This window comes from Flavobacterium longum (assembly GCF_965137575.1).
Lineage (GTDB): Bacteria > Bacteroidota > Bacteroidia > Flavobacteriales > Flavobacteriaceae > Flavobacterium > Flavobacterium longum.
In genome coordinates, this window is the sequence record NZ_CBCRZJ010000003.1 from 24,464 (window position 1) to 40,434 (window position 15,971).

The 15,971-nt window shown below is 49.8% G+C and carries 16 protein-coding genes; 6 read left to right on the top strand and 10 right to left on the bottom strand.

Translation table 11 applies throughout. The features are described 5' to 3' along the window. Positions 1-80: 80 nt before the first annotated feature. Positions 81-764: a cell division ATP-binding protein FtsE gene (locus ACM9J1_RS05710; protein ID WP_415581017.1), complete on the top strand. Its 684-nt coding sequence runs from the start codon at positions 81-83 to the stop codon at positions 762-764. Between the two features lie 21 nt (positions 765-785). Here the strand turns inward: ACM9J1_RS05710 and ACM9J1_RS05715 are convergent, their stop codons facing one another. From ACM9J1_RS05715 to ACM9J1_RS05725, 3 genes are read right to left on the bottom strand one after another with little or no spacing between them, the layout of a single operon-like run. Beyond that, entirely contained in the window at positions 786-2,051 is a 1,266-nt protein-coding gene (locus tag ACM9J1_RS05715; RefSeq protein WP_415581018.1) for a hypothetical protein, read from the bottom strand. Then, a complete protein-coding gene (locus tag ACM9J1_RS05720; protein WP_415581019.1) occupies positions 2,051-3,280 on the bottom strand; it encodes a glycosyltransferase family 39 protein in 1,230 nt (409 codons plus the stop codon). The genes ACM9J1_RS05715 and ACM9J1_RS05720 overlap by 1 nt, the downstream gene beginning before the upstream one ends. Next, positions 3,277-4,413 (bottom strand): glycosyltransferase family protein, encoded by a 1,137-nt coding sequence (locus ACM9J1_RS05725; protein ID WP_415581020.1) that lies wholly within the window; start codon positions 4,411-4,413, stop codon positions 3,277-3,279. Before ACM9J1_RS05725 ends, ACM9J1_RS05720 begins: the two co-directional genes overlap by 4 nt. A 57-nt stretch (positions 4,414-4,470) precedes the next feature. Between ACM9J1_RS05725 and ACM9J1_RS05730 the strand changes: the two genes are divergently transcribed. Further along, positions 4,471-5,424 (top strand): glycosyltransferase family 2 protein, encoded by a 954-nt coding sequence (locus tag ACM9J1_RS05730; RefSeq protein WP_415581021.1) that lies wholly within the window; start codon positions 4,471-4,473, stop codon positions 5,422-5,424. Here the strand turns inward: ACM9J1_RS05730 and ACM9J1_RS05735 are convergent. Together ACM9J1_RS05735 and ACM9J1_RS05740 are read right to left on the bottom strand one after the other, a co-directional pair. Then, positions 5,414-5,809: a sugar 3,4-ketoisomerase gene (locus ACM9J1_RS05735; protein WP_415581022.1), complete on the bottom strand. Its 396-nt coding sequence runs from the start codon at positions 5,807-5,809 to the stop codon at positions 5,414-5,416. The genes ACM9J1_RS05730 and ACM9J1_RS05735 overlap by 11 nt on opposite strands. A gap of 5 nt (positions 5,810-5,814) precedes the next feature. After that, the gene (locus ACM9J1_RS05740; RefSeq protein WP_415581023.1) at positions 5,815-6,918 is read right to left on the bottom strand and encodes a glycosyltransferase; all 1,104 of its coding nucleotides are present in this window, start codon (positions 6,916-6,918) and stop codon (positions 5,815-5,817) included. A 113-nt stretch (positions 6,919-7,031) separates the two neighbouring features. On the opposite strand from ACM9J1_RS05740, the gene ACM9J1_RS05745 reads away from it, so the two are divergent. Further along, positions 7,032-8,168, top strand: coding sequence for a glycosyltransferase (locus tag ACM9J1_RS05745; RefSeq protein ID WP_415581024.1), 1,137 nt, complete (start codon positions 7,032-7,034; stop codon positions 8,166-8,168). Here the strand turns inward: ACM9J1_RS05745 and ACM9J1_RS05750 are convergent. From ACM9J1_RS05750 to ACM9J1_RS05765, 4 genes are read right to left on the bottom strand one after another with little or no spacing between them, the layout of a single operon-like run. Then, a complete protein-coding gene (locus ACM9J1_RS05750; protein WP_415581025.1) occupies positions 8,165-9,436 on the bottom strand; it encodes an O-antigen translocase in 1,272 nt (423 codons plus the stop codon). The genes ACM9J1_RS05745 and ACM9J1_RS05750 overlap by 4 nt on opposite strands. Before the next feature lies 1 nt (position 9,437). Then, a complete protein-coding gene (locus tag ACM9J1_RS05755) occupies positions 9,438-10,007 on the bottom strand; it encodes a DapH/DapD/GlmU-related protein (protein ID WP_415581026.1) in 570 nt (189 codons plus the stop codon). Continuing rightward, positions 10,007-11,104: a DegT/DnrJ/EryC1/StrS family aminotransferase gene (locus tag ACM9J1_RS05760; protein WP_415581027.1), complete on the bottom strand. Its 1,098-nt coding sequence runs from the start codon at positions 11,102-11,104 to the stop codon at positions 10,007-10,009. The genes ACM9J1_RS05755 and ACM9J1_RS05760 overlap by 1 nt, the downstream gene beginning before the upstream one ends. Next, positions 11,101-12,078 carry a GNAT family N-acetyltransferase gene (locus tag ACM9J1_RS05765; RefSeq protein WP_415581029.1) on the bottom strand — a complete coding sequence of 326 codons (978 nt, stop codon included), beginning with the start codon at positions 12,076-12,078 and terminating at the stop codon, positions 11,101-11,103. Before ACM9J1_RS05765 ends, ACM9J1_RS05760 begins: the two co-directional genes overlap by 4 nt. 81 nt (positions 12,079-12,159) lie before the next feature. Between ACM9J1_RS05765 and ACM9J1_RS05770 the strand changes: the two genes are divergently transcribed. Together ACM9J1_RS05770 and ACM9J1_RS05775 are read left to right on the top strand one after the other, a co-directional pair. Continuing rightward, positions 12,160-13,947, top strand: a complete 1,788-nt coding sequence (locus ACM9J1_RS05770; RefSeq protein ID WP_415581030.1) for a gliding motility-associated C-terminal domain-containing protein — start codon at positions 12,160-12,162, stop codon at positions 13,945-13,947. Then, entirely contained in the window at positions 13,944-14,411 is a 468-nt protein-coding gene (locus tag ACM9J1_RS05775) for a DUF1572 domain-containing protein (protein ID WP_415581032.1), read from the top strand. The genes ACM9J1_RS05770 and ACM9J1_RS05775 overlap by 4 nt, the downstream gene beginning before the upstream one ends. Here ACM9J1_RS05775 and ACM9J1_RS05780 read toward each other — a convergent pair whose 3' ends face one another. After that, entirely contained in the window at positions 14,412-15,014 is a 603-nt protein-coding gene (locus tag ACM9J1_RS05780) for a trimeric intracellular cation channel family protein (protein WP_415581033.1), read from the bottom strand. It abuts the gene before it with no gap. Positions 15,015-15,182: 168 nt separating this feature from the next. Between ACM9J1_RS05780 and ACM9J1_RS05785 the strand changes: the two genes are divergently transcribed. Continuing rightward, positions 15,183-15,971, top strand: coding sequence for a TrmH family RNA methyltransferase (locus ACM9J1_RS05785; protein WP_415581035.1), 789 nt, complete (start codon positions 15,183-15,185; stop codon positions 15,969-15,971).

Sequence of the window (15,971 nt, forward strand, 5' to 3'; positions counted from 1 at the left end):
TTGAAACCGAATCCAAACTCACTACTTTTACGCCACCCGAGGCCAACCTGGCCCAGCGGAATGAAATTAAACGAAAAACCATGTCGCAAACCGTACTTTCACTGCGAAACGTCAATATTTACCAAGACAATCGCCCCATTCTCAAAGACATCAACCTCGATGTCAAGCAAGGCGAGTTCATCTACATCATCGGGAAAACCGGTTCGGGGAAAAGTTCGTTAATGAAAACCCTTTATGCCGACCTGAAACTTCGCGAAGGGCAAGGCAGCATCGTAGATTACGACCTGGCAAAACTCAAGGAAAGCGACATTCCGTTCCTGCGTCGAAAAATCGGGATCGTGTTCCAGGATTTCAAGTTGCTCGAAGACCGAAGCGTCCATGAAAACATGGTGTTCGTCCTGAAAGCGACCAACTGGACCGATAAAAAGGAAATGGAAGCGAAGATCGACGAAGTGCTCGAAAAGGTTGACCTGAAAACCGTGGAACACAAAATGCCACACCAGCTTTCCGGCGGCGAACAGCAACGGGTAGCCATTGCCCGCGCACTCCTGAACGATCCGGAATTGATCCTGGCCGACGAACCCACTGGAAACCTCGACCCGCAAACCAGCGTGGAAGTCATGGAAGTACTCCGAAAAATCAACGGAAACGGCAAAACGGTTTTAATGGCCACGCACGATTATGCGCTCATCATGAAATTCCCGTCCAAAACACTCAAGCTCGAAAAACAGTCGTTGTTTGAGGTTGTACAACGGACGGTTTAAAAACAATATTGTTCAAAAATATCAGGCGGGTTCTTCACCCGCTTTTTTATTGCGGCATTCCGCAATCATCATGATGACCAACGGGAAAAACACCAGGTGAAAACGGTCGGTCTGCAAACATGAAATCCCGGAAACGAAGAAAACATACAAGGTAATTGCCGCAAGTATTTTCGAAAAACCAGACGTTGACTTCCTTTTAATCCATACGTAAACCGACAGCACAACGCCAATTGCGGTCAGCAAAATGTTCTGCGCTTTCGATAAAGCCTTGAAGAAAAATTTGGCCGGCCTGAATACAAACGTGTTGTCCCAATTGTATGTCGATGCCACAATGTAGCTGCCTTTCGAAGAATTATCGATCAGACAATAGCCGTACGCCTTTATCAGATTGAAGGTATTGTTTTGTAATTGTTCGGCGATATCCTCACGAACCAATCGCTGCTGATCGTGGATTGAAAAACTTTGGAAATGCTTGGCACGCGCGTTTTCGCCAGGAATAAATTCGATGTTTTTGCGGTAACAATCGGCTTTCGCACCCAAGTAGTTGTAATAGGTGGTGTTGCCGATGTAGCTGATTTTGTAGTCGCCGTATGCTTTGTGCATTTCGTTCATCTGGATGCCAACCAAGACCAGCATCGCATAAACCAAAACCGAACTTTTATGCTTGACGACAGCTAAAAGCGACCTGAAATGACAGACTGCGACTATAACCGCCAATCCGGTTGCGACCGGCTTAATCAACATCGCGAAACACAAAATCGCCAACGCTACCGACAAGTGTTTCGTTTTACTTGATAATTCGAATCGGTTCAGGAACAATACCGCCAATAAAATCAACAGGATGAAAACCGGCTCAGGCAAAAACCGGAAAGCGATCGCGAGATTGCCCACACACAACAGCACCAAAACCGAATAAGCGAAGGCGTGGAATGCTGAGTTGTAACGCTCCGTAAGAATCCGGTGGACGACCAGGATCGAAACAAGCCAACAACATAAATTCAACCCCAATCCAAAGTGGATTGCGGCATCCAAATTATCTGTAAATAACAATGGCAGCCCATAAATCGCGGCGATCCCGAACGGCCTGCCTTCGTCTGGCAATCCTTCAAAATACAACTTTGAGACGGCTTCGAAATAACTCCAATCGTCGCCGACCATCGTAAATTCAGGCTTAAGTTGGATTGAGGTTGACAACAAAAACAGCCAACCCAACGCGATCATCACCAAAATGATTTCGTCACGGAACCGTTCCCAAATCCGCCAAAAAAAAGCAACGATTACTTCCATCAAGCAAGGTTTTTTCTTCGTTGGAGAAATTTAGCCAATAACAGCAACACAAACGGATACGTCACGATGTGGAAACGGTCGCCTTGGCTGCACGATACGCCCGAAAGCAGCACGATGTACAAAATGTAGCACGCCATCAGGAAATACAGTGGTTCTTTATTAAATCCGCGGAAAAAGAAAAACACTGCAAGCCCAAACCCGATGACCGTCAAGATGCGGTTCTGCCATTTGGACGCCCAAAAAAGTTCCGGTGCGAAAAACACATCGGATTGTTCGACGTTTTTGCAATCCATCAAAGCCGTGTTGCCCGATTTGGTGTTGTCCAGCAAATCTATGGCGTACGCCTTGAAAAAATTCACGGTGTTCGTGGTGAGCTGTTTCTCGAAATCCTCGGAAGCCAACTTTTTTTGTTCGGGCATCGGCAGGCTGTACATCGCCACGCCGCGCGGGTTGTTCTCCTGGATGTATTCGGTACCGTTTTGCATCGCTTCTGCACGGCTGCCCAAATAGCCGTAATACGTCACGGCATCGATGTAACTGATCGTGAAATTCCCGAATTGGTGCTTAATCCCTGCGCATTGCACGAGCACAAGCGCGATGCTTCCGTAGAGGAAAAAAGCGGCTTTCGATTTGAAATTCCGGATGATTTCCCGGAGGAAAAAGACGGTCATCGCGATACCGAGCAGCATCGACCCCGGCCGGATCAGCATCGCCAGGACAATGATGGACAAAGCGAAGGAAAGGTCGCGGAACCGTTTGCTTTTGTAATATTTCGACAAGAAGTAAAAGGCCGACACGATGAAAAACAAATAGATGTTCTCGGTCAACAAATGAAAAACGTACGACACATTGCCCAATGTAAAGAGGAACGCCAACGCAAAAAAGAACGCGATTTTCGGGCGGACGACGTCCTTGAGCAACGCATAAAGCATCAGCGAAGTCGCCAGCCAGCAAAACACATTCACGTAAAAGCTGAATTCATAAATCGCGGCATCGCCAAACCCGAACAAATACGGCAACCCGTTGATGGCCGCCATCAGGATCGGGCGGTAATTGTGGCCGCGTAAATGCACGTAGAAATTCCGCGCAGATTCCACATAACTGGTCGAATCGGCGTAAATGATGCCCTGCTGGTCGATTTGCGACAACCATGCAAAAACCACGAGCCAGCCCATCGCCGCCGCAATCAGCAAGATCGGAAACCGGAAACGATACAACATTGCGCTCATGGCCAATCGTTTATGATGTTCAGGATTTCCGTAGCGTTTTTGCGGTCGTCGAGGATTTCGGCCAACACTTCCTTGCGGCGAAACGTTTGGTCAAACGGTTGCGTTTTCAGTTGGTTGACGGCATCGATAAAGTCTTGTCGCGTCTCGGCCATCGTACACAATCCGCGCAGGTTTTCGTCGTCGAGCATGTTCTTGTTGATGATGCAAAACCGGCTGCGGAACAGCGCATAAACCGCCTTGAGTTTCGTGCCCGATTCCTGGAACGACAACATGACGTTGAGGTGCGCATCAGCGAGCAGACGAGTCAGGTGCGAAGGATCGTCGTTGTTGATGTCGGTGTAGGAAATGTGGGCCGTACCCGAAATAAGTGGTTTCACGAAATCGCCGTGGCCGCTCGAGGCGATGACCAACGGATAGTCCGGGATTTCCTTGAATACTTCAATCAGGAATTTGGCTGCCCGGCGGTTGTCGGCCAAACGCAGGTCGCCGTGGTAAATGGCGTATTTCCCGAAGCCGGACAATTCGGCAACCGCTTCGTTTCCGTGGAAAACCGGAACGTAATAAACTTTGTCACTGTATTGGCGCGCCGCGTGTTGCTCGAATCGGGACAACGCCAACACGGCATCGAACTTCTTCATGTCGCGCTGGAACCAACGGTATTTGAGGAATTCCGAAAAATACGCCGCTTTCTTGAACCAATGGGTTGCGCTTCTCGCCTGCCCCAGAAAATAATTCGCTTCCAGATTGTGCAGCCGGAGCAACATTTTCCGACCTCCAAAATCGTGTTTGCGCGCCACGTAACTGCTTTGCTGTCCTTCGAATAAAATCGGGGCGTCCACTTTTTTCAGGTTGTCGTACAGCGCCTTTTTGTAGCGCGAAAATACCGCGAACGGGTAAACGGAAAACCATTTGTGGCTGTTTCGCTTTTTCTTGCGACGGTAGAAATGGACTTCCTTGGCGTAACGCTGCAACTCTTGATGCGGCGCTGTGTCCTGATCCACGAAGCAATGCAGGTAAATCTCGAAACCCAGCCCGTGCAATGCCTTGAGCTTGTAGAAAACGTCGATGACACCGCCATAGACCGGCGGATAAGGGTTGTCAAAACTGACGATGTGGAGCTTGCGCGACTGCATCCGCCAAAAATACTACCGATTATGGGAAAATAAAGTATTTTTGGAAAAATTACGCCCGTGCCGTTTTTCTCCATCGTCATTCCGTTGTACAACAAGGAAAAGTTTGTTTCCGCTACGCTCGAAAGCATTTTGGCGCAGACGTTTACCGATTATGAAGTGGTTGTCGTGGACGATGTCTCTACCGATGCCAGCCGCAACGTGGCCGAAGCTTTTTCGGGAAAATTCACGTCGGGTTTCCGAATCATTTCACACCAAAGCAACAGCGGTTTGTCTGCGGCGCGCAACACCGGAATCCGGAACGCAACGTCAGATTTGATTGCCTTTGTCGATGCCGATGACGTTTGGAAGCCTGACTTTCTGGAACGAATGCATACACTCATTCACCAGTTTCCTGAAGCCGGGATTTTTGCGGCCGGTTATGACGAAAAATACCCTAACGGCAAGTCGCTGTCGGTTCATAAAAACCTTGATTTTGCGGCGGGCGAAATGAATCTCGTTCCAGATTTCTTTGCAGCGAACACCTATCAACCCATTTTCTGGTACGGCAGCGCAGTCGTGCGACGGGAAGTTTTTGCCGCAGCGGGTTATTTTGACGAAAAAATCACGTACGGCGAAGATACCGATTTCAACATACGCGCCGGACAACTCTTCAAAATGGCCTATTACAACGGCGTTTGCGCGTCTTATACGATGGCATCCGAAAACCAGATCACACGCGCATCGCTCAGCACAAAAAACATCACGGACTTTTCTAAATATGAAGCCGATGCCGCGGGAAATCCGTCGTTGAAGAAATTCCTGGACGTGAACCGTTACATTCTCGCGATTGCCTATAAACTGGAAGGAAATAGTGAAAAGTTCGGTTTGCTCGCCAACGCCATCGATTCGAAAAACCTCACGACCAGCCAACGATTCTTGTTGCATGCACCGGGATTCGTCGTGCGTTTGGTCCGTAAAATCAAGTTGTTGTTCTTAAGACGCGGCGTCCGGCTGACGACTTTTAGGAAGTAATCCCGGCCACATACGTGTCGAAATCACGGATGTAATCGGCTTCCTCGAACACGTCCGACGCCAAAACCAAACAAACGGCACCGGAAGAAAAGTTCTCCAGTTCGCGCCACATGTTGCGTGGAATGACCAAACCTTTGTCGGGCTTGTTGAGCGTCACACTTTTGGACTCGCGCCCATTGTTCAGGATGACATCGAAACTGCCCGAAAGCGCCACTAGCAATTCTTCCTGCTCTTTGTGCGCATGGCCGCCACGACGCGCCGTACTTGGGATGTCGTACAGATAATACACGCGCTTCACGGCGAACGGAATGGTGTTTTTTTCTACGACCGCAATATTTCCGCGGTAATCTTCGATTTTGGGGATGTCGATAAGGGCAATGTCCATGGTGGCTAACTTACGTTTATTTTCAGGAATTCCAGCCATTGCCGGCCGATATTTTCGAGTGAAAAAGATTGCACCGACGGTTTCGCGCCTTCACAACATGCGGTGTACAGTTTTTCGTCTGACGCCATCCGGTTCATCGCCTCGGTCAAGGCATTGAAATCCTGATCGGTAACCAAAAGGCCATTGCGTTCATGGGCAATCATTTCTGACGGACCGGATACGCAGTCAAAAGACACGACCGGTTTGCCGCAGGCCAGACTTTCCAGAATGACCGTCGGCAAGCCTTCGCGCCTGCTCGAGAGCACGAAGAATTTGGCGTGTTTCATATACGGAAACGGATTGTCAACGCGGCCTTTAAAGACGATTTGCGCTTCGACACCGGAACGCATCGCGAGTTTTTTCAGTGTCGGCAGGTTGCTGCCATCGCCCAAAATCACGAGCGAAATATCTTGCGCGGGCAATCCCGAATTTGCATACGCCGCGATTAATTTATCGAACTGCTTGACATCGTCGTTCATCCGTCCGGCGGCCAGAATGTAATGTTCTTCTGCAGGTACGAACGCGTCGGCCCACTTTTCAATGTTGCGGATATCGATCGGATTGTGCATGGTCGAGACATTGTCCAACCCGTATTTCTTCCGGATGATTTCAGCCACTACATCGGAAACAGCCACAACCGCAAACGCATTTTTGTACACCAAGTGCGCGCACTTTTTGTTCTTCGGGAAATACAAATCGGTCATGGCGCTGTGCACGGTGTAAATGGTTGGCGCATTGTACAACACCTTGGATATGAAGTATTCCTGAAGAAACGAAACGCGCACGCGAAAATCGATGATGAAGTCAAACCGATGTTGCCGCAGGAATTTTCGCAATGCCAGAAACCGCTTCAATTTGTTCAACGGCCCGTTGGCGGTGTTTTTCATCTTTCCCAAATTGAGCAACTGCCCCGAATAATCGTATGTGATTTGATCGAGCACGATGACGTTGTGCACGCCGATGCCTTTGGAATGAAAAAACTGCGAAAGCAACGCCATGGCCTTCTCGGCGCCACCATTGGCGAGGCTTTCTCCGATAAGGCAGATTTTTGGCGTTTTGCGGTTCAACATTCAGCGTTTAAAGCCCAATGCAAAAGCCGTGTTTCAACGAGTTGAACCTTGAACTTTGAACCTTGAACTTTTAATTTCCTATTTTAGCCAAAAATAAAGATTTATTCCGGTTCATGAGGATTTTATTGATTGGCGAATACAGCAGGTTGCACAACACGCTCAAGGAAGGTTTGGTAAAACTGGGGCATGACGTGACGATTGTGGGCAACGGCGACGGCTTCAAGGATTATCCCGTGGATTTGGATATCGACGCCAACTGGAGCAAATCTTTCCTGCTCAACCCTTTGCGGCAGGTAATTTTCCGGCTGTTCAAGTACGACTTCGCGACGATGGAACACGGCATCAGGTTTTATTTCATGCTGCCCAAATTGCGCGGTTTCGACGTGGTGCAACTCATCTCGGAAACACCCATCCAGACCCATCTCGGTTTTGAATATAAGTTGTTGAGACGGATCAAGGCCGCCAACCGAAAGCTTTTCATCCTTTCCTCTGGCACCGATTTCCGGTTCATGCAGGCCGTCGCCGAAAAAAAATACCGCTACTCGTTGTTCAATGCTTATCTGCAAAACCCGGCGCTGGTCGCCGAATATAGACATGTGTTGCCGCACCTGACGCGGGCGTATGAGAAACACCACGAAAAAATGATGGCATTGGCCCAAGGCATGATCGCGACCGACATCGATTATGCGATTGCGCTCGAAGGCACGCCCGAATTTTTGGGCATGATCCCGAACCCGGTCAATACGAACATGATCACAGTCCAGCCGCCAAAGCCCGCTCCACCCGTGAGGATTTTCCACGGCATCAACCGTTGGAATTACCACAAGAAAGGCAACGCGTATTTTGAAAAAGCGCTCGAAATCATCCAACGGAAATACGGAGACAAGGTCGTGGTGACCACTGCGGAGAATCTTCCGTATGCGCAATACATCAAGTTGTTCGACGACGCGCACATCGTGTTGGACCAAGTCAATGCGTATGACCAAGGTTACAACGCGCTCGAAGCCATGGCAAAAGGGAAAGTGGTTTTTACGGGTGCTGAAAAAGAGTTCATACAACACTACGGATTGTCGGAACGCGTGGCCGTCAATGCACTGCCCGATGCCGAAGCCATCGCCAAAGAACTGTCACAATTGATTGAAAACCCTACCGAAACCGCTGCCATTTCTGAGCGCGCCCGCCGTTTTGTGGAAACGCAGCACGACTACGTGAAAATTGCGGAAAAATATATTGAAGTCTGGAACGCCTAACTTCGGGCGAACAACAATTTCCTGAAAATAAACAGCACAATTAAAAGTCCGAACGCATTTGCCCAGCAGTATGCCTGAAGCGCGCCGGCGATGCCTTCTGTAGGCAACAACAGATAGGACAATACCAGGAATGTGGCATTGAACGCGATTTCAATGAAGAAATATTCGCGCATCATTGTTTTCACCAAGACCTGAAACCCGAAAGCCAAAGTCATGATGCGCAGGAAATCACCGGCAAGTTGCCACGCAAGCACGTCGTTCATGCCCGAAAATGCATCCGTGAAAGCCAGCCCGACGACCCAACCGCGCAAGAAATAAAGCAACAGCAACATCATCGCGAAAAGCGGCACCAGCGTTTTGAAATATAACTTTAGTTCATGGCGAAAACCTGTGTCATCGTTGATTCCCGAGAGTTTCGGCATGTAATACAACGACAACCCGGAATGGAAGAAAATCATGTAAAACCCGGACAGCCGCAGCACGCCGTCCCAAACGCCCGCCTGTTCGAGCGATTGCGTGTCAATGATGTGGTTGCGCACCAAAATCAAGGTAAGCGGCGTCAATACTGCGCTGAGCAACGCCATGGCTGAAAAACTGCCGATGACCGCTGTGTGTTTCCGGTTGATGGCTTTGCGCCAGTCAAACCTGAAATATTCCGGATGTTGCCTGATGAAAAAGTAAGTTACCGCGACGATGGCGGCTTCAGCAATGGCCACGGACAACAAACCGCCCGCGAGATTGCCTTCCCAGACCAATAACACCGTAATGCCAAATATGATGATGTTCGACAAAATCTGGATGATGATGATCTTCCGGAAAAGCTCCAATGCGTTGTAAACCGCCAGCCAGAACGTGTTGAGGACAACCAGCGGCAAGGCCAACGCGAAAACACGCAGGGGCAACACGTAGGCATCGGTTTGGAACAGAAATGCAGACACCGGTCCGGCGGTCGCAAACACAAACAATCCCAGTACGGCTGAAACCGACAGGAAAATCCAGAAAAAAGTAGCATAGATGCCCGAGAGTTCTTCCTTGTCTTCTTTGTATTCCACCAGTAGCCGCACCGCAGAATTGCTGATGCCGAGTGTAGCCGCAGACTTGAGCATCGCAACGAAATTGCGCAAGCTGCCCATGAGTGCCATGCCCTGCGTACCGAGGAAAATTGAGATGATTTTGGTGGAAATCACGCCCAGCACCAAACTGACGCCAACCGAAACCGCATTGAGCGACAAGACTTTGTAAAGCTTATTTTGTGCGATGCCTTTCAAACTAGAGTGTTCTGATGACTTTGGCCGGATTGCCCGCGGCCACCACGTTTTCAGGAATGGATGTCGCGACGACCGAACCCGCGCCGATGACCGAATTCTCGCCGATGGTAACGCCTTTGAGCACGGTTACGTTGTCGCCGAGAAAAACGTTATTTCCGATGTGTATCGGTGCAGAATGTGGTTCGCCGGTGTGGCGAAATTGCGGGTCGAGCGGATGCGCGTCGGTATCGATCAGGTTGCAATTGATCCCGATTAGCACATTATCGCCAATGGAAATCTTGGTGATGGCCGAAGCCGAAAAGGCGTTGTTGATGGAAACGTTATCCCCGATGACAATCACACTGTCAGGGTTTCGGGCTTCGAGATATGCGTAGTGCGAATAATAATTGGGCGACGCAATGACACCGATCTGGACATTTCGGCCAAAGGAAATTTTGCCCCGGCCTTTGAGTAGCATCGGATGGAACAACCTCGGCTGGCCTGAAACATGAGCGCAATCAGACAAATTCCTGAAGATTTTAATCCGGAACGTCACGAGGAAAAAATGCCTGATGCGGTTGCCGATGCCCATTAATACTGATTGAGGATGTTGGTGATGTGCGCGACTTCGTCCGGCGTCATGACCGGACTGATAGGCAAACTTAATACTTCCCGATGGATTTGTTCGGTGATCGGGAACGATAAATGGTTCCAGCACGACAGTGCTTTTTGTTTGTGCGGCGGCACCGGGTAATGGATGAGCGTTTCAATGTCGTTGCTCTTCAGGAACGCTTGGAGTTCATCACGGTGCGCCGTCCGGATGACAAACTGATGGAACACGTGATGGTCGCTGAATTGGTACGCAGGCAACACAATCTTGTCGTTTGAGATATTTTCCAGATAGTATTGCGCGATGGTTCTGCGTGCGCGGTTCTGCGTGTCCAAGTCTGGCAACTTCACGTTGAGGAACGCCGCCTGTAGTTCGTCTAGCCTGCTGTTTACGCCGATGTGGTCGTTGTAGTATTTGGTTTCCGAGCCGTAATTCCGGAGTGATTTCACCATGGCCGCCAACGCATCATCGTTGGTCGTCACCGCACCTGCATCGCCCAAAGCGCCAAGGTTTTTCCCCGGATAGAAGCTGAAACCGGCTGCGTCACCGAAGTTTCCTGCTTTCATATCGCCAATCGCCGCACCATGCGCTTGCGCCGCATCTTCAACCACCAACAAATGGTGTGATTTCGCGATGCCGATGATGGCGTGCATGTCACACAATTGCCCGTACAGGTGCACGGCTAAAAGCGCTTTGGTTTTGGGCGTAATTTTTTCGGTGATCTGCCGTGGGTCAAGATTGAACGTTTGCGCATCGGGTTCCACCAAAACCGGCGTTAAACCGGCTTGCATGACCGCTATGATACTGGCGATGTAGGTATTGGCCGGCACGATCACTTCGTCGCCGGGTTGCAGCCTACCCAATTCGATATAGGACTTGAAGATCAAGGTCAGTGCATCCAACCCGTTCGCCACGCCAATACAATGTTTTACGCCACAATAAGCCGCGAAATCAGTTTCGAACCGCGTCACCTCATCGCCCAAAATGAACCAGCCTTTGGCGAGCGCTGCATCCAGTTTTGTCCGGAAGGCTTCTGCATAAGGCGCGTTGATTTGTTGCAGGTCGAGGAATTTAATCATAGCAGTACATGTTCTAAGAGGACGTGATTGGCGGTCTGGACTTCGTAAAAATCCTGAACGAGCGTTCCGGTGCCGAAACTTTCTTTCCAGAAAGCCAGCCCGGCGTTGAGCTTTCGGCCATGCTGTTCATTAGAAATGCCGAAGTCAAAAAACCGCACGTCCTTAAAAACGTCGGTAATCAGATAATGGTATAAAAAGTCGAGCGAACCCAGTGCATTCTTGTCCTGTTGGCCCGAGATGTATTGCGGATGCGCTACATTTTTCGTTACGAAAACCGTAGTGCCAGCCACGAGTTTGCCCTCGTGATACACGTTAAAATGTCTGATGTTCTCCGGAAAGGATTGGTGCAGCTTCTCGATTTCGGCCAGCGAATGTACCGGCGCCACTTGGTGTTTCCGCTCCAGGTTCGGAATCAAAATCTCGTTCCAGAACGTTTTGAAATCACCGTCTTCGCGCACCTCAAGACCAGCGGTTTCACCACGTCGGATGCATTGTTTACGGTCTTTCGAAAACTTGTACGGCCTAGACAAGTCGAGCACCGACAAAGCATCGCGCCTGACCAATTCGGCATTCGTCAGGAATAAAGCATACGCCAGTTCATCGGCGGGTTTGTCGTGGTAAATGGCCGGAAGCATTTTCACCTGAACCGATTGAATGCCGCTGGATTGCAGGAATTCTAACACCTGTTGGACAATGCCGATCGCTTCGGTGAGTTTCAATTTTTCGCGGTGCACCAATCCGCCATAGGTCAAGCCTTGGTGCGAGAAGACACGGTCGCCGACGCGGTTCGCGGGCATGACAGCCACCAATTGTTGCCCATCGAAAACCAGCAGCGAAAAATCATCGAAACGGTCTTTGTGGTAGTCCATAAAATCGCGGTGGAAGAGGAAAGTCGCGTTTTTGGCCAGCGCAATGAAGTCATTCCATTGGCGGTAATACTCTGCGCGATACAATTCGATGGTGAAGTTTGCCACGGCAATTTTTTGATATGCGAAAAGTAATCATTTATTTTTTACCTTTAAAATCAATTTAAGTCTTCGCCTGTGCGGATAAAATTGCTATTCCTCTGTATTGTTTGCCTGCTCTTCCCGCGCTTTGGATTCGGGCAGGACATTTCGTTGTACCAGCAGTTCAACGGGCGATATGACTTTTTGTTCGTGGGCAATACGCTCAATCCGGTTGAGAATTCGTTCCAATCTACCGTTGCGGTCAATACGACGTCATCGGCCACAATGGCTTTGCAACCCACAGACGTCATCGAAAAAGCCTATTTGTATTGGGCCGGCTGCGGTACGGGCGATTTCGATGTCGCGCTCAACGGGCAACCGCTTACCGCCGAAAGGACGTTTGCACATACACGCTTCATCGGTTTTCTCGAACTTAATTTCTTCAGCGCTTTCGTGGATGTGACCTCACAAGTCATCGCTACGGGAAATGGAAATTACACGCTGTCTGACCTCGACGTGTCCGACCACATCGTGTATCATTCCCAGGCCAGCACAAACTTTGCGGGCTGGGCGTTGATCATCGTCTATAAAAACGACGCGCTACCGCTCAACCAACTCAATGTGTACGACGGTTTGCAGGCCGTTCCGACCGAGATCAGCATAGACCTCAATAGCCTCAATGTGATTGACAACGATGGCGCGCGCATCGGGTTTCTGGCTTGGGAAGGCGACTCGGGCATTGCGGTCAATGAAACATTGCGCATCAACGGGCAACCGCTTTCGAGCCTGCCGCTCAACCCGGTAAACAACGCCTTCAACGGCACGAATTCCTTTACGGGTTCCAACCAATTGTACAACATGGATCTGGACGTGTACAACATCCAGAATTTCATCGATATCGGCGACACATCGGCCAACATCAGCCTGACTTCCGGGCAGGATTTCGTCATGGTCAACGCCATCGTCACCAAGCTCAACAGCCAATTGCCCGATGCGACAATCATCGCCGGAAACGTGCAACGCAATTGCGATTCCCGTGTTATCGTACTCGATTATATGGTGTCCAACACCAACTGTACGGATTTCCTTCCGGCCGAAACCCCAATCGCGTTTTATGCCGACGGCGTACTGGTTGGGCAAGCGCTGACGTTCAACGATATTCCCATTGGCGGAGCTGAATCAGGTCAAATTACGTTGACGATTCCGGACAACATTCCGCTCGATTTCACACTGACGCTGGCCGCTGACGACATGGGCGACGGCAACGGGCATGTCACCGAATTGGTGGAAACCAACAATTTGTTCGTCGTGGAAGTATCGCTGCTGGTTGCCCCACCGTTTAACGAATTGCCGCCGTTGGAATCCTGCAACCTCGGTTTTACCCGGGCGCTGTTCGACTTTTCATCATACGAAGATCTGGTACGTACCGACGCCGCGCATACCGTCAGTTTCCACGACAATCTGGCCGATGCCGAGAACGACCTCAACCCTATCTTCAACACATCGAATTACCTAGCGCAGGCCACACCCAAGGAAATATTCGTGCGAATTGAAAACGGCTCTTGCTTTGCCGTCACATCGTTTATGCTGCAGTCGAAAAATTGTCCGCCGACGGTGTACAATTATGTTTCCGCCAACGAAGACGGTACGAACGATTCGTTTTTCATTGACGGATTGCGCGACATTTTCGTGAATTTCCAACTCGAAATTTACAACCGGTGGGGCGTTTTGGTCTGGGAAGGCAACAACAACACCGAAGACTGGCGTGGCGTAATCACAAAAGGGCTGCGCATCGACGGGAACGAGGCTCCGGACGGCACTTATTTTTATGTCTTGGATTTGAACGACCCTGGGTTTCCCGAACCGTACACCGGGTTTTTATATTTGAACCGATGACTACTGCTGCCGCACTTGCCAGACGCTTCCGGGAAGTTATCCTCAATGGTACTTGGATCGCCAACACGAATTTCAAGCAGGAACTTGAACAGACAGATTGTGCAATGGCCCATACACAAACCGCGCACGCCAATACCATCGCCGTGCTGGCCCAACACATCCACTATTACATCAACGGGGTAAACCAAGTGTTTTCTGGCGGCGCACTGGAAATCAGGGACCAATTCAGTTTTGACTTCCGTCCCATGACTTCACAAGCGCAATGGCTTGAATTCCTATCACGCTTTTGGGACGACGCCGAAACCTTTGCGCAACACGTCGAGAAAATGTCTGACGAAACGTTGAGAAGTGATTTCGTCAACCAAAAATACGGTTCATACGCCCGCAACATCGACGCGATGATTGAACATAGTTACTACCATTTGGGCCAGATTGTGCTGATCAGGAAGTTGCTGACGGCATGACTACTGCCGCTCCACGGGTTGCAAACGCCATTTGCGCGTCACGGCGAGGATTCGGAACACAATCATGAATACGGCTACGATAACGGACAACAGTTCGTCATTGACTTTTAGCGCTTTCAACAAGAAAAACAAGATGCCGCCGGCCATGCAGATGGTCGCGTAAATCTCGCGCCTGAAAATCACCGGGATTTCGTTACATAAAATATCGCGGATGACGCCGCCGAAACATGCCGTCATGGTGCCGAGCGCCACGCAGATGATGGGGTGCAAACCGGTTTCAAGCCCTTTCTGCAGGCCAATCAGCGTGAAAACACTCAGCCCGATCGTATCGAAAAGGAACAGCGAAATCCGGAACCGGTCGAGCTTTTTCCGGAACAACAATGCCAGCACAAAACCCAGAATAATCAGGTAAACGTAGTCGAGTTGTTTCATCCACGCCACCGGCGTTTGCCCAATCATCACATCGCGCAACGTACCACCGCCGACCGCCGTGACAAACGCAATAATGAATACGCCAAACGGGTCGAGCTTTTTGCTCATCGCGGTGAGCGAACCCGAAATGGCAAAGGCAATCGTACCGAGGATTTCGATGATGTGGAACATGAAGCAAAGTTAATTGATAATTGACAATTAATAATGAATATCGAAACCGTGCGATGCATTTCTCGTTCGACGTTTGATATTCGACATTCGACACCTTCATTCTTAAGATCGGCTTTCGGTTGATAACTTGGCTTTGGCCTTTCAACTGAAACGCCTAACTTTGAACCGATGAAGGAAATTACGAGCGTTCAGAACCCGTACATTAAATCTCTGGTCCAACTTCAGGAAAAAGCCAAAACCCGCAAGCAAACGGGCACCTTCCTTATTGAAGGCGTTCGGGAAATTGAATTGGCGCTAAAAGCCGGTTATGAAATCGAAAAATTGTTATTCACGCCGGAGATCATCAATTTTCAAATTTCCAAATTTTCAAATTTTCAAATTGACCGTGTGGCCATAAGCCGTGAGGTCTATCAAAAGCTCGCCTACCGCGACACCACTGAAGGCGTGATTGCCATCGCCCGAAGCAAAGACCTTTCATTGGCCAACCTGCACTTGTCTCAAAACCCGCTCATTCTCGTGGCCGAAGCGCCCGAAAAACCCGGCAACATCGGGGCATTGTTGCGCACTGCAGATGCGGCGAATCTGGATGCGGTGATCATCGCCAACCCAAAAAGTGACTTGTACAACCCGAACATCGTGCGGTCCAGCGTGGGCTGTTTGTTCACTAATCAAATCGCCACGGGCACAACCGAGGACATTATTGCGTTTTTAAAAGCAAAAAAAATAGCCATTTTCTGTGCTACGCTGCAGGATTCGGTCACATACCATACCCAAGACTACACCCAACCTACTGCTATTGTAGTTGGTACCGAGGCAACCGGCCTGAGTACCGACTGGCGCACGTCGTCCACGAAAAACATCATCATTCCCATGCAAGGCGCCATTGATTCCATGAATGTGTCGGTGGCTGCTGCCGTGCTGATTTTCGAGGCCAAACGCCAGCGCAATTTTAGCTGA

Coding starts and splice junctions, on each gene's coding strand:
- ACM9J1_RS05710 (WP_415581017.1), top strand. CDS start 81: ATGTCGCAAACCGTACTTTCACTGCGAAACGTCAATATTTACCAAGAC.
- ACM9J1_RS05715 (WP_415581018.1), bottom strand. CDS start 2,051: ATGGAAGTAATCGTTGCTTTTTTTTGGCGGATTTGGGAACGGTTCCGT.
- ACM9J1_RS05720 (WP_415581019.1), bottom strand. CDS start 3,280: ATGAGCGCAATGTTGTATCGTTTCCGGTTTCCGATCTTGCTGATTGCG.
- ACM9J1_RS05725 (WP_415581020.1), bottom strand. CDS start 4,413: ATGCAGTCGCGCAAGCTCCACATCGTCAGTTTTGACAACCCTTATCCG.
- ACM9J1_RS05735 (WP_415581022.1), bottom strand. CDS start 5,809: ATGGACATTGCCCTTATCGACATCCCCAAAATCGAAGATTACCGCGGA.
- ACM9J1_RS05740 (WP_415581023.1), bottom strand. CDS start 6,918: ATGTTGAACCGCAAAACGCCAAAAATCTGCCTTATCGGAGAAAGCCTC.
- ACM9J1_RS05745 (WP_415581024.1), top strand. CDS start 7,032: ATGAGGATTTTATTGATTGGCGAATACAGCAGGTTGCACAACACGCTC.
- ACM9J1_RS05755 (WP_415581026.1), bottom strand. CDS start 10,007: ATGGGCATCGGCAACCGCATCAGGCATTTTTTCCTCGTGACGTTCCGG.
- ACM9J1_RS05760 (WP_415581027.1), bottom strand. CDS start 11,104: ATGATTAAATTCCTCGACCTGCAACAAATCAACGCGCCTTATGCAGAA.
- ACM9J1_RS05775 (WP_415581032.1), top strand. CDS start 13,944: ATGACTACTGCTGCCGCACTTGCCAGACGCTTCCGGGAAGTTATCCTC.
- ACM9J1_RS05780 (WP_415581033.1), bottom strand. CDS start 15,014: ATGTTCCACATCATCGAAATCCTCGGTACGATTGCCTTTGCCATTTCG.
- ACM9J1_RS05785 (WP_415581035.1), top strand. CDS start 15,183: ATGAAGGAAATTACGAGCGTTCAGAACCCGTACATTAAATCTCTGGTC.